Below are 13,389 nucleotides of genomic sequence, written 5' to 3'. Positions count from 1 at the left end.
CAGCCTTAAGTCCGACAGGCTGCTAGGATATGGATCGTTAGTTAATGTAATGTTCGGTTTTGCGTTGCGTTACTGTGAGAATGATTCTCTAACCCGGATGGGGTGAAGGGGTTTTGAGCTCAGGGCTGTGCCGGCTGGACGATGTATTTCTGTCATTGCTGATAAACATTTATCGAAACGATCATGGCGAAGTGGTTAAACCGTCAGGCTCTGTTTTTGGGTGTGTTGAGCGAAAAGTAGCCGCGGGAAGGCGCTTAGCGTGATCTGCTCAAAATAAAGTGAATTCGAAAGGTTGCTTTCGTTGCGCAATTGAACGGACTGTTATTAAATAAAAAAATAGGGAATTTTTATAACTAAAGCCGCCATGAGCGACAAGCGCCGAGGTGTTGATGTTGATCGAACCGGCGCTCCATGGTGAAAAAGCAGGAATCGCATCTGTGTTTGGGCTGTTTAATAATAAAACAAGTGCTGTCCTTGGAGTGGACATCAGTTCAACCTCAGTGAAGGTTCTCGAACTGGGTCGTGGCAGCAAGGGATACCGAATCGAAGCCTACGGTGAAGAGCCTTTGCCGCCTGGAACTGTGATAGAAAATGTTATTCAGGAGCCAGAGGCTGTTGGGGAGGCTATCAGGCGCGCTGTTTCTCGCAGTCGCAGCAGTGTGAGAAACGCCGCAGTGGCTGTTTCCGGTTCGGCTGTCATCACCAAGACCATCGAGATGGATTCTTCCCTGAGTGATGACGAGATGGAAACACAAATTACCGTAGAAGCCGATCAGTACATTCCGTACGCATTAGACGAAGTGGCTATTGATTTTGAAGTCCTTGGTTTGAAGGAAAATAATCCTGAGCGGGCTGAGGTGCTCCTTGCCGCCTGCCGTCGTGATAATGTCGAAATGCGTGAAGAAGCTCTTGGGCTTGGTGGTCTGAAAGCCAAAGTGGTGGATGTCGAGGCATTCGCCATGGAAAGAGTCTTCGAGCTGGTCAGTGATATGCTGGAGCTGCCGGAGGAAGATCCGGTGGTTGCCATTGTTGACATTGGTGCCAGCAGTACTTCCATCAGTGTCTTGAGCAATGGGCAGACTATTTACACCAGAGAACAATTGTTTGGCGGTCGACAGCTCACTGATGAGATTCAGCGACGCTATGGTCTCAGCCCTGAAGAAGCAGAGAAATCCAAACGTGAAGGGGGGCTTCCGGACGATTTTGAACCTGAAGTGCTGGAGCCTTTCAAAGAGGCAGTTGTGCAACAGGTTTCCCGGTCCCTGCAGTTTTTCTATTCCTCCAGTCAATACAATGATGTTGATGCCATTCTGATGGCCGGTGGAACATCTTCTATTCCGGGTCTTGCTGCTCTGATTCAGGACAAGCTTGGAACGCAGGCGTTATTGGCCAATCCGTTTGCCAAAATGGCGCTATCTTCAAAAGTGGATGTCAGTAAATTAACTGGCAGTGCTCCGGCTTTGATGATCGCCTGTGGGTTAGCCATGAGGAGTTTTGACTGATGGCAAGGATTAACCTTCTCCCCTGGCGTGAGCAACTTCGTGAAGAGCGCAAAAAACGCTTTGTGGTAGCCTGGATGATGACTATTCTGGCAGGTGGTGCCATGATCTTCATGGCTGATCTCTATACCGCTAATGCCATCGGCCATCAGCAAAGCAGGAATCAGTTCCTTCAGAATAAAATTGTTGAACTCGACAAGAGTATTGCTGAGATCAAAGGCCTCAGAGAGAAGCGAGTCCAGCTTCTGGAGCGAATGGAGGTCATACAGAATCTGCAGGGTAACCGACCCATCATTGTTCAGGTATTTGATCAGCTGGCTCGATTGATTCCTGATGGGGTTCACTTCAAGAGCCTTCAGTTTCAGGGAGATACTCTGAAGCTGGTGGGCGTCGCCGAGTCGAATAATCGTATTTCCAGCCTGATGCGTAATTTTGATGCCTCCGAATGGTTTGCTGACCCTAATCTGACCGCCGTACGAAAAGTGACACTCGGCGGAGACCGGATGAATGAATTTGATCTGACCGTGATTCGAACATCACCCGGGAAAGAAGGGGGTGACGAATCATGAGCTTCGCAGACTCTCTTAAAAAACTGAATGAACTGGATCTGGCTGAACTGGATTTTGAAAATGTAGGTGCCTGGCCATTGCCGGTCAGGATTGTTGCCTGTGTGTTGACTTTGGGACTGGTATTTTTTCTGGGTTATCAATTGCACTTGAGTGATCTCCAGAAAACTTACGACACTGTTATTGCAAAAGAGAAAGAGCTGAAGGATCAATTCAGGGTTAAGGCTTTTCAGGCTGCGAATCTGGATGCTTACCGGGCCCAGATGAGAGAGATGGAGGCTTCATTTGGTGCGCTGGTAAAACAGTTACCGAGTGATACCGAGGTGCCCGGTTTACTGGAAGATATTACTTTTACCGGACGTGGTGCGGGTCTGACCTTTGATACCATCAAGTTGCAGCCGGAAAAAGCTACGGAGTTTTATATTGAGCTTCCTATCAGTATTTCGGTGAGTGGTAACTATCACGATATTGGCAATTTTGTCAGTGGTGTGGCTAGTTTGTCACGAATTGTGACGCTTCATGACTTTTCTATCACACCGGAAAAAAATGGGCAGATTCTTAAAATGGAGATTCTGGCCAGAACTTATCGCTACAACGACAAGGAGTCTGAGTAATGAAGTATTTACAAAGACTTATGATTGCTTCTGTCGGTGTTGCGTTGGTGGGTTGTTCCGGTAACAGTGGCTTCAATGATCTTGACCAGTTCATGGCCGAGATGAAGTCCAAGCCTACCGGAAGAATTGATCCGCTGCCCACTTTTACTCCCTACGAAGCATTTACTTATAGTGCTTCTGGTTTAAGAAGTCCCTTTGAGCCGCCAATTAAGTTGAAGGCCTCTGACCTGGCGCTCAGCAGTAATGTCAAACCGGACAATAGTCGGACCAGACAATATCTGGAACAGTTCGATATCGAAACCTTTGCCCTGGTGGGCTCTATCAGTAACGACGCTGGCCTTTGGGGGCTGATTCGTGGTGACGATGGTATTCACCGGGTCAGGGTGGGTGATTATCTGGGTAAAAACCACGGTCGAATCACTTACATTGATGACAGTGAACTGAGAATTGTCGAGATTGTGCCTGCGGGCTCTGACGTCTGGATTGAAAGACCCAGAAGCCTGAGGCTGGATCTTGGTCAACCCTGATCGTTAGACATGTATTTGCAAGGATAGTCCGATCAGTTTCGAAATGGATTTCCCGCTTTGCCATACATACCTCACAAGTTACGTCTCTTTTTGATGGCGGGCATACAAGGTATGGCTCTCATTATGGTGTTCGTTGAAATGCTCACTCTAATAAAGAGTTTCTATGGCTGTTATAACAAGGTAGGCGACATCGCCGCAGAAAACTGGATTTTTCTGATGTCATGCCGATTAGAACAACAATTCTAAAATGCTAAGTGGGTCAAGTAGATGAATAATAAGCCCGTTTTGAAAGCGAGCGCAGTACGAATGTTACTGTATGTGGTGTTGGCGTGGTTGCCGCTTTCTGTCTGGGGTGTAACACTCAAGAAAATGGACGCAGGTACCCTGCCAGGGGATATCGTAGAGCTGCGTCTGATGTTTGATGGTCCAGCACCTGAGGCCAAGGGCTACACAATAGAGCAGCCCCCCAGAATTTCTTTGGATCTGCCATTCACTCGCAGTGATCTGCCCAAGTATAACGAAGTTGGATTTCAGAACACAGAGAGTGTCACAGTGCTTGAAGCCGGGGGCAGAACCCGGCTCGTTGTTAATTTGAAAACAGCTGCTGGCTTTTCCACTAAAGCAGACGGCAACGTGCTTTATGTTTATGTAGGAGCAGAAGATTCCAATACCCGTTCTGCTCTTCCAACGGTGGCCAGTTCTGGTGCACCTCTGGCTGACCCTGCCAGTCATGGCATTACCCATATTGATTTCCAGAGGGGTGAAGAAGGTGAGGGTAATGTTGTCATTACGCTCGCAGATCCTAACATTCCTATGGATATGAATGAGCTGGGTGGTCGCATTCGTCTGGAGTTTCAGGGGAATGTACTGCCAGGCCGCTTACGCAACCGTCTGGACGTCATTGATTTCGCTACTCCCGTTAAATTCATTGATGCCAAGGTCGAAGACGGGAATGCGGTGATTGTGATTGAGCCCAAGGGGGATTACAGCTACCTTGCTTATCAGGCTGATAACACACTGACAGTGAGTGTTAAGCCGGTATCCAGTAAAGATTATGGTCGTGACCGTAAAGGTCTGGCCTATAAGGGTGACAAGTTGTCCCTGAATTTTCAGGATATCGAAGTGCGTGCTGTTCTTCAGTTGATTGCTGATTTTACTGATCTGAACCTGGTGGCTTCAGATACGGTCAGTGGTAATGTGACACTGCGTCTTCAGAATGTGCCCTGGGATCAGGCTCTGGACATCGTTCTTAAATCAAAAGGTCTGGACAAACGGCTTGAAGGTAATGTTCTGACCGTCGCTCCGGCCGAAGAGATTGCAGCCAGAGAGCGTCAGCAACTGGAGAATGACAAACAGATTCGCGAGCTGGCGCCTGTCTACACCGATCTTATTCAGATCAATTACGCTGATGCTTCAGAGATAGCAGAGGTTCTGGCGGGTGAAGGGGAAGAGACCAGTCTACTGACTGAGCGTGGCTCGGTTCAGGTAGTGGCCCGCACCAACAGTCTTCTGGTTAAAGATACTCAGGAAAAGCTGGATGAGCTGCGTGCCCTGATTCAGCGTCTTGATATTCCCGTCAGACAGGTGATGATTGAGGCTCGTATTGTCAATATGAACTCTGATTTTACCCGCGATCTGGGTGTAAAGTGGAGTGGAGCAACAGATCTGACATCGAATGACTCGAATCGGGCTATTGGTATTGGTGGCAGTGGCACTAACGCAGGAAATGACGGGGGCACACCTTCAGCCGGTGTGGGTAGCAACCCATTTATGGACTTTGGTGTAGGCGGAGCTAATGCCGCTACTCTGGCCATTGGCTTTGCAACCAATAGCACTATTTTGAACCTTGAGTTATCTGCCATCTTGTCTGATGGTGGAGGAGAAACGGTTTCTCAGCCAAAAGTGATAACCGCAGACAAGACTAAAGCAGTGATCAAATCGGGTAAGGAAATTCCTTACGAAGAGAAAACATCCAGCGGTGCAACTTCTGTAGCCTTCAAGGATGCGGTGCTTTCCCTTGAGGTCACACCGCAGATCACTCCTGAGGGCAGTATTATTATGGATGTGACGGTCACCAATGACTCTCAGGGTACTGATGCGCCAAATGGAGTACCTACCATCAATAAAAATGAAGTGAGTACTCAGGTGCTGGTCAGAGATGGTGAAACGGTTGTTCTGGGTGGGGTCTTCACTCAGGAGAAGAAAAATGGGACGGTTAAAGTACCTGTGTTGGGTGATATTCCTTATGTAGGACGACTATTCAGAAAAGATACCAGCTCAGATGAAAAAGCCGAGCTGATGATTTTTATCACGCCTCGAGTGATCAGCGACAATTTTACCCTCCGTTAATTCTCCCATCCCGGAAGGCTAAGACCTTCCGGGATCACTTCCAAAAAAATGCCCTATAATGGACTCCGCACTGATAGAGGAATCTTGTTATGGATGGCCGCTCCAATCAACTGTTCGACTCTGATTATTACCAGTGGGTGCAGCAACAGAAAAAACTTCTGGAAAACCGTCAGTTTGATCAGCTTGACCTGGATAATCTCATTGAGGAAGTTGGGGAAATGGGTAAAAGTGAGCGAAACAGCTTTGAGTCCCATCTGATTATCCTGTTGCTCCATCTGCTCAAATACGATTATCAGCTCAGGGTTCTGCAAGACCCCTGGGTGCAGGACAAAGTCATTCATACCTGGCTGCCCAGCATCACTAACCCAAGGATTGAGATTAAGACGTTGCTCAGAAAAAGTCCTTATTTGAACAAGATCAAGGATGAAGCACTGGCTGAAGCGTATTTCTATGCAAGAAAAGATGCTGTGCAAGAGCTGAACAAGTACATTCGCTCAGAAGGCAAAAGGTTGGACAAGAACAGCTTTCCAAAAGAGTGTCCCTGGTCTTTTGATCAGGTGATGGAGATAAACTGGTTGCCAGAATAAACGGCGCATTTGGAGGAAAAGGATATGGTTAACGCTTCCGGTAATCAGTACGACACAGATTACTTTGGCTGGGTTCAGCAACAGAAAAAACTTCTGGAAAACCGTCAGTTTGATGAGCTTGACCTGGATAATCTCATTGAGGAAGTTGAGGGTATGGGTAAGAGTGAGCCAAGGTCGCTGGAGTCTCATCTGGTGGTTTTGTTGCAACACTTACTGAAGTATCAGTATCAGACCTATATCCTGAACCCTCATATGCCCGAGCCCAAAGTGTTCCGATCCTGGTTTGGGCGTATTCGCAATGCCAGGGACGATGCTGGCAAAGTATTGCTTGCTAATCCATCACTAAAGTCTCGATTGGATGAGCTGTATGTCTCGGCCTACAGAGAAGGCAAGAAGCGTGCAATAAGAGAGATGAATGACTATCTGCCAAAACAAAACTGGCTGACTGATGATAGTTATCCGGAGAGTTGCCCTTGGTCATTTGAAGAGATCATGACAGAAAAGTGGCTGCCTTGAATTGTCTATGAATTGAGCCATGCGTTCATTTGACAAAAAACGGGGGTGAAAGCTCCCGTTTTTTGTTGTCAGCATGACTCAGGATGCGCTAGGCTCAGCCTCACACGCAGGCAGGAAGTCGGGCTAACAAAGACAATGCCATTGAGAAATATATATCTGGTAGGCCCTATGGGGGCCGGTAAAAGTACGATCGGGCGAATGTTGGCCAAAGAGCTGGGGCTGCCTTTTTTTGATTCAGATCATGAGGTTGAGGCGCGCAGTGGTGCTGAAATTCCCTGGATTTTTGATGTCGAGGGCGAAGAGGGCTTTCGGCAGCGTGAAATACAGGTAATACAGGATCTTTGTTCCAGGCAGGGTATTGTTCTTGCGACGGGGGGTGGAGCTGTGACCCGACTGGAAAATCGCCAGCAGTTGGGTACCAATGGGGTGGTTGTTTTTCTCAAGGCATCAGTAGCAGCACAATTGGTCAGAACTGAGAAAGACAAGAAAAGACCCTTGTTGCAGAGATCTGATCGTGAGGAAGTGCTGACGCAGCTGTTGAATGAGAGAGCGCCACTCTATTCCAGTATTGCCGATGTCGAGCTGGATACAGAGTTACTATCACCTAAAGCACTGATCAACGAAATCATCCGAACCGTTGGCAAATTGCCGTAAGCAAAGAAAAAGCCTTTGGATTAGTTAATCAATAAAGGTTTTCAGAAAGAGAGAGACGTTTGATGCAGGAGTCGGACATCCTTGAACTGAATGTGGATCTGGGTGAGAGAAGCTACCCCATCTATATTGGTTCAGGCCTTTATGCGGGTGCAGCCAGACCCGGGTTGCTCAAGCCCTATATCAAGGGGCAGCAAGTGGCTATTGTCACTAACGAAACCATTGCTCCTCTCTATTTGGACAAGGTGCGTAGCCTGCTGGAGGGCTTTGACCTGTTGGAAGTCACGCTACCTGATGGAGAAGCGTTTAAGAATCTGAGCACACTTGAAAAAGTGTTTGACGGCTTGCTTAAAGCTCGTCATACCCGTAAAACCACATTGATCGCTCTGGGTGGTGGTGTGGTGGGTGATATGACAGGCTTTGCAGCAGCAGCCTATCAGCGTGGCGTTGATTTTATTCAGATTCCAACCACTCTGCTGTCCCAGGTAGATTCTTCTGTTGGCGGGAAAACCGGCGTTAATCATCCGTTGGGCAAAAATATGATTGGTGCTTTCCATCAACCCAATGTTGTCCTCATCGATACAGACTCTTTGAATACACTCCCTGACCGGGAGTTTTCCGCTGGCGTTGCCGAAGTGATCAAATACGGCCTGATATGTGATGAATCGTTCTATCAGTGGCTGCAAGCAAATATTGAGCGAATCATGGCGAGGGATCAGAAGGCGCTGACTTATGCGATTCATCGTTCGTGCTCTGACAAAGCCTGGGTGGTGGCAGAAGATGAAAAAGAGTCTGGGCTCAGAGCGATTTTAAATCTGGGCCACACCTTCGGACATGCTATTGAAACGCACACGGGTTATGGCGAATGGCTGCATGGTGAGGCGGTTGCTGTCGGTATGGTGATGGCTGCTGAACTCTCCTGCCGACTGGGTCAGATTACCAGAGAAGAACTACAGGGGGTCGTGGCTATGCTCAAAGCCGCACATCTGCCGGTAGAGCCTCCTGAGGGCATGTCACCCGGTCGCTTTATTGAACTGATGTCCGTCGACAAAAAAGTGCTGGATGGAAAATTGAGGCTAGTGCTTTTAGAGCAGATCGGTAAAGCGGTTGTGACAGACCAGTTTGACCGGGTTGTGCTTAATAAGATGCTGAATGAGGTGTGCAGAATATAGAGCTTATTGCTTATTGTTCTTTTTGTGTATTTGTGATCGAGGGGTTGGCCGTGTAAAATGGTCAGCCCCTCGTCTTTTGTGGCGAGATTGAATGTCTGCAACTTCGACCTGTTTTTCATGAAGTAGTAGTAGGGAGTACACTCTTTTTTTGTACTCTTTTTTGAATTAAAATCCATAAAAACGAATAAATATTCTTTGGTTGTGGTTGTCCTGCAAGACAACCGCTACAACCTGAGCCATAAATGCAGCCAGCATCACAGTGTCAAGACAGCAGCGGGATGTGGGAGAGCTGCATTTTTACAGAATAAAGTGCCTTGGACAAAATGAGAACAACGATCGTCCGGGAGTCTGAGCGAGCAGGTTTCCAGAGTGACAGAAGTTTCAAGGTTTATAATAACTGACGATGAGAGAGTGCTTATGAAACCAGGTCTGTATAATCCTGAGGAGTTCAGGGATAACTGTGGTTTCGGGCTGATTGCCCACATGGAAGGAGAGAAGAGTCATAATCTCCTGACAACCGCGATTGAAGCACTTACCTGCATGACGCACCGTGGTGGTATTGCTGCAGATGGTAAAACAGGCGACGGTTGTGGCTTGTTGATTCAGACACCTGATACCTTCTTCCGCACTGTCGTTAAAGAGCAACTGGGTAAAGATCTTCCAGCCCGTTACGCTGTGGGGATGCTATTCCTGAGTCAGGATGAATCCGTCGCCGATCATGCCAGAAAAAAACTCGAAGCTGAACTGGAAAAGAAAAACCTGGTAGTGCTTGGCTGGCGAAAGGTGCCGGTCAATAGTGAGTGTCTTGGCCCTATTGCTTTGGATCAGCTACCCGTTATTGAACAGGTGTTTGTAGGTCATCAGGGCGAGTTGGAGGAAGCCGAGTTTTCAGCCCGTCTTTATATGGCCCGTCGCTTCACCAATATGGCGCTTGAGCAGGATCAGGACTTTTATATCTGTTCCCTGTCTACTCAGGTCGTGACCTACAAAGGTCTGATGATGCCTGTAGATCTGGCTAACTTTTATCAAGATCTGGGTGACCCCCGGTTTGAAACCGCAATCTGTGTATTCCATCAGCGTTTCTCTACAAACACCATGCCACGCTGGAAGTTGGCTCAGCCTTTCCGTCTCTTGGCTCATAATGGTGAAATTAACACCATCACCGGTAACAGAAACTGGTCACAGGCTCGTCGAAACAAATTCAAATCTGAGCTTCTGCCCGATCTGGATCAGATCTCTCCTCTGGTCAACCGAACCGGGTCCGATTCATCCAGCCTCGACAACATGCTTGAAATTCTGGTAACCGGTGGTGTTGATCTGTACCGGGCTATCCGAATGCTGGTTCCGCCTGCCTGGCAGAATGTTGATACCATGGATCCCGGTCTCAGGGCATTTTATGAATTCAACTCCATGCACATGGAGCCCTGGGATGGTCCTGCTGGTCTGGTGCTTACCGACGGTCGTCGTGCTGTTTGTGCACTGGATCGCAATGGTCTGCGCCCTTCCCGCTGGGTTATTACTAAAAACGGCTATCTGACCGTTGCTTCTGAAGTGGGTGTTTATGATTATCAGCCTGAAGATGTGGTGGCCAAAGGTCGTGTTGGTCCGGGTGAAGTTCTGGCCATTGATGTTGAGTCAGGCGAATTGCTTCAGGCCCATGATATTGATGAGCAGCTGAAGACTCGACAGCCTTATAAGAAGTGGTTGAAACAGAATGCTTATCGTATCCGTTCCCGATTCAGGGATGAAGATCACAAAATTGAGCATCTGGATTCAGAACTACTGAAGGTTCATCAGAAGATGTTCTCAGTGACTTTTGAAGAGCGTGATCAGGTGATCCGTCCTCTGGCTGAGAGCGGACAGGAAGCGGTAGGCTCAATGGGCGACGATACGCCAATGGCGGTATTGTCAGGTCGTGTGCGTTCCGTGTATGACTACTTCAGGCAGCAGTTTGCCCAAGTCACGAATCCACCTATCGATCCTCTGCGTGAAGCGATCGTTATGTCCCTGGAAACCTGTCTGGGACGTGAGAAAAATATATTTGAAGAGACCCCTGAACATGCTGGTCGTGTGGTACTCAAATCGCCAGTGCTGTCGACGACCAAATTCCTGAATCTGATCAATGCTCATCATCAGCATGATGACCTTGATGTGGCTTACATCGACATCAATTACAAGCCTGAAGAAGGTTTAAGGTCGGCTATAGAGCGCATTTGTGCTCAGGCAGAGCAGGCTGTAAGAGACGGCAAGGCACTGATTCATCTGAGTGATCGGGATATCAATGATGAAAAGCTGCCTGTGCATGCGGCTATGGCTACAGGCGCAGTTCATCACAGACTGATTGATACGGGCCTGCGATCCGATGCCAATATACTGGTAGAAACAGCCACCGCCAGAGATTCTCATCAGTTCGCGGTATTGCTGGGCTTCGGTGCTACGGCTATTTATCCCTACCTGTCTTACGAAATTATTCATGACCAGATTCGCTCCGGAGAGGTTCTGGCGGATCCTCTGGATGCCTACAAAGCTTATCGCAAGGGCATCGATAAAGGGCTGTTGAAGATTCTCTCCAAGATGGGGATCTCTACCATTGCTTCCTATCGTGCTGCGCAGCTGTTCGAAGCCATTGGTCTCTCTTCTGAAGTCGTTGACCTGTGTTTCAAGGGTGTTCAGAGTCGTATTGAAGGAGCTGGTTTTGATGCGATTCAGCAAGATCAGCAGTTACTCTCTGAAACCGCCTGGAAGAAGAGGAAGCCCATTCAGCAGGGTGGCCTTCTTAAATATGTGCACGACAGTGAGTATCACGCATTCAATCCTGACGTCGTTCAGCAGCTTCAGAAAGCAGTGTCCACAGGTGATTATGAAGAGTTTCGTCGTTACTCCAAACTGGTAAACGAAAGGCCGGTTGCTACCTTGCGTGATCTGATGGGCCTCAAAAAGGCCGATAAAGCTCTGGCTATCGATGAAGTTGAACCTGCTACCCATATTCTCAAACGATTCGACTCTGCAGCTATGAGTCTTGGCGCCCTGTCTCCGGAAGCCCATGAAGCTCTGGCTGAAGCGATGAACCGTCTGGGCGGTCGTTCCAACTCAGGTGAAGGGGGTGAGGACGAAGCACGCTTTGGCACTAACCGGGTTTCTAAAATAAAGCAGATTGCCTCTGGTCGTTTTGGTGTGACGCCCCACTACCTGGTCAATGCGGATGTTCTGCAAATTAAAGTGGCACAGGGTGCCAAGCCAGGTGAAGGGGGGCAGCTGCCGGGTGGCAAGGTGAACAAGCTGATTGCCCGATTGCGTTATTCGGTACCTGGTGTGACACTGATTTCACCGCCACCGCACCATGATATCTATTCGATTGAAGATCTGGCTCAGCTGATTTTCGACTTAAAACAGGTGAACCCTGATGCGCTGGTCTCCGTAAAACTGGTATCAGAGCCCGGTGTCGGCACCATCGCTGCGGGTGTTGCCAAGGCATATGCTGATCTCATTACCATCTCTGGTTACGACGGAGGCACTGCTGCCAGTCCCTTGACGTCTATCAGATATGCAGGTTCTCCTTGGGAGCTGGGTCTGACAGAGGCTCATCAGGCACTGAGAGCGAACGATTTGCGCGGAAAGGTTCGTCTTCAGACCGATGGTGGCATCAAAACAGGCCTTGATGTCGTAAAAGCCGCCATTCTGGGTGCTGAAAGTTATGGTTTTGGTACCACACCGATGGTTGCTATGGGATGTAAGTACCTCAGAATCTGCCACCTGAACAACTGTGCAACCGGCGTCGCAACTCAGGACCAGCATCTGAGAGAAAATCACTTCATCGGCACGGTTGAGATGATCATGAACTTCTTCACTTTTGTGGCTGAAGAGGTTCGTGAGTGGTTGTCCGTGTTGGGAGCTAAAAGTCTTGGAGACGTCATTGGCCGAACAGAGTTGCTGGAGCTGCTTCCTGGTGATACAGACAAGCAAAAAGGCCTCGATTTGACACCCATTGTCCACAACGATCTGATTCCCGAAGACAAGCCTCATACCTGTCAGGTTGAGCGTAACCCTTCCTATGACAAGGGTGAGTTAGCAGAGGTAATGGTTGAAGCCTGTCTACCCGCTATCGAAAGTGGCGAGGGAGGCGAGTTTGAGTTCACGGTGGGCAACTGTGACCGTTCAATTGGTGCCAGATTGTCGGGTGAGATTGCCAAACGTCATGGTAATCAGGGGATGGCAGAGAGTCCGGTTAAGCTCAACCTGAAAGGTACTGCCGGACAGAGCTTTGGTGTCTGGAATGCGGGCGGTCTGGATATGCGTCTGGAAGGGGATGCTAATGACTACGTGGGTAAAGGCATGACAGGCGGCAACCTGATTATCCGTCCGCCCCGGGGGAGTGCTTTCAATTCTAACGAAACCTCTATCATCGGTAACACCTCTCTTTATGGCGCTACCGGTGGACGCCTTCTGGCCGCTGGCCGTGCCGGTGAGCGTCTTGGTGTTCGGAACTCCGGGGCTACTGCCATTGTCGAAGGTGCAGGGGACCACTGTTGTGAGTACATGACAGGTGGTCTGGTGGTGGTACTGGGCGAAACAGGACACAACTTTGGTGCCGGTATGACCGGTGGCTTTGCCTACGTGCTAGATCTGAAACGTAACTTTGTTGATCGTTATAATCACGAACTGGTAGATATTCACCGAATTGATACCGAATCCATGGAGGACTATCAGTCTCACCTGATGGGTCTTCTGGATGAGTATGTAAAAGAGACAGGCAGTGAATGGGGGCGTGAACTTCAGGAGGAGTTTTACGACTATCGGGGTCGTTTCTGGCTGGTGAAGCCAAAGGCGGCCAGTTTGGACTCATTGCTGGCGAGTACACGTGGGCGTCCCGAGTAGGGTGCTTGCAACCGCTTGCAAGAAAAGTCTTTA

10 protein-coding genes are annotated in these 13,389 nt (G+C 48.8%); all 10 read left to right on the top strand.

Annotation, left to right across the window (positions count from 1 at the left end; translation table 11 throughout):
* The first annotated feature begins 389 nt into the window (after positions 1–389).
* The gene (locus tag KBW69_RS03005; protein WP_257279858.1) at positions 390–1,502 is read left to right on the top strand and encodes a pilus assembly protein PilM; all 1,113 of its coding nucleotides are present in this window, start codon (positions 390–392) and stop codon (positions 1,500–1,502) included.
* The gene (locus KBW69_RS03000; RefSeq protein ID WP_257279857.1) at positions 1,502–2,068 is read left to right on the top strand and encodes a PilN domain-containing protein; all 567 of its coding nucleotides are present in this window, start codon (positions 1,502–1,504) and stop codon (positions 2,066–2,068) included. The genes KBW69_RS03005 and KBW69_RS03000 overlap by 1 nt, the downstream gene beginning before the upstream one ends.
* Positions 2,065–2,679, top strand: coding sequence for a type 4a pilus biogenesis protein PilO (locus tag KBW69_RS02995; RefSeq protein ID WP_257279856.1), 615 nt, complete (start codon positions 2,065–2,067; stop codon positions 2,677–2,679). Before KBW69_RS03000 ends, KBW69_RS02995 begins: the two co-directional genes overlap by 4 nt.
* Positions 2,679–3,206, top strand: a complete 528-nt coding sequence (locus tag KBW69_RS02990) for a pilus assembly protein PilP (RefSeq protein ID WP_257275715.1) — start codon at positions 2,679–2,681, stop codon at positions 3,204–3,206. The genes KBW69_RS02995 and KBW69_RS02990 overlap by 1 nt, the downstream gene beginning before the upstream one ends.
* A gap of 267 nt (positions 3,207–3,473) precedes the next feature.
* Positions 3,474–5,555 carry a type IV pilus secretin PilQ gene (locus tag KBW69_RS02985; RefSeq protein ID WP_257275716.1) on the top strand — a complete coding sequence of 694 codons (2,082 nt, stop codon included), beginning with the start codon at positions 3,474–3,476 and terminating at the stop codon, positions 5,553–5,555.
* 89 nt (positions 5,556–5,644) lie between these two features.
* Complete coding sequence (locus tag KBW69_RS02980) at positions 5,645–6,142, top strand: DUF29 domain-containing protein (RefSeq protein ID WP_257275717.1); 498 nt, start codon at positions 5,645–5,647, stop codon at positions 6,140–6,142.
* A 24-nt stretch (positions 6,143–6,166) separates the two neighbouring features.
* The gene (locus KBW69_RS02975) at positions 6,167–6,658 is read left to right on the top strand and encodes a DUF29 domain-containing protein (RefSeq protein WP_257279855.1); all 492 of its coding nucleotides are present in this window, start codon (positions 6,167–6,169) and stop codon (positions 6,656–6,658) included.
* 135 nt (positions 6,659–6,793) lie between these two features.
* The gene (aroK, locus tag KBW69_RS02970; protein WP_257275719.1) at positions 6,794–7,312 is read left to right on the top strand and encodes a shikimate kinase AroK; all 519 of its coding nucleotides are present in this window, start codon (positions 6,794–6,796) and stop codon (positions 7,310–7,312) included.
* Positions 7,313–7,389: 77 nt separating this feature from the next.
* Entirely contained in the window at positions 7,390–8,481 is a 1,092-nt protein-coding gene (gene aroB, locus KBW69_RS02965; RefSeq protein ID WP_257279890.1) for a 3-dehydroquinate synthase, read from the top strand.
* Between the two features lie 417 nt (positions 8,482–8,898).
* Entirely contained in the window at positions 8,899–13,356 is a 4,458-nt protein-coding gene (gltB, locus tag KBW69_RS02960; RefSeq protein ID WP_257279854.1) for a glutamate synthase large subunit, read from the top strand.
* Positions 13,357–13,389: the final 33 nt, after the last annotated feature.

It is taken from the genome of Endozoicomonas sp. ISHI1 (assembly GCF_024606225.1).
Lineage (GTDB): Bacteria > Pseudomonadota > Gammaproteobacteria > Pseudomonadales > Endozoicomonadaceae > Endozoicomonas_A.
Note: the sequence above shows the minus strand (reverse complement) of the source record. Positions and strands in the feature narration are given on the sequence as shown.

Bases quoted from the DNA above. Each gene is read 5' to 3' on its own strand.
- KBW69_RS03000 (WP_257279857.1), top strand. From the start codon at position 1,502: ATGGCAAGGATTAACCTTCTCCCCTGGCGTGAGCAACTTCGTGAAGAG.
- gltB (WP_257279854.1), top strand. From the start codon at position 8,899: ATGAAACCAGGTCTGTATAATCCTGAGGAGTTCAGGGATAACTGTGGT.
- KBW69_RS02995 (WP_257279856.1), top strand. From the start codon at position 2,065: ATGAGCTTCGCAGACTCTCTTAAAAAACTGAATGAACTGGATCTGGCT.
- KBW69_RS02980 (WP_257275717.1), top strand. From the start codon at position 5,645: ATGGATGGCCGCTCCAATCAACTGTTCGACTCTGATTATTACCAGTGG.
- KBW69_RS02985 (WP_257275716.1), top strand. From the start codon at position 3,474: ATGAATAATAAGCCCGTTTTGAAAGCGAGCGCAGTACGAATGTTACTG.
- aroK (WP_257275719.1), top strand. From the start codon at position 6,794: ATGCCATTGAGAAATATATATCTGGTAGGCCCTATGGGGGCCGGTAAA.
- KBW69_RS02990 (WP_257275715.1), top strand. From the start codon at position 2,679: ATGAAGTATTTACAAAGACTTATGATTGCTTCTGTCGGTGTTGCGTTG.
- KBW69_RS03005 (WP_257279858.1), top strand. From the start codon at position 390: ATGTTGATCGAACCGGCGCTCCATGGTGAAAAAGCAGGAATCGCATCT.
- KBW69_RS02975 (WP_257279855.1), top strand. From the start codon at position 6,167: ATGGTTAACGCTTCCGGTAATCAGTACGACACAGATTACTTTGGCTGG.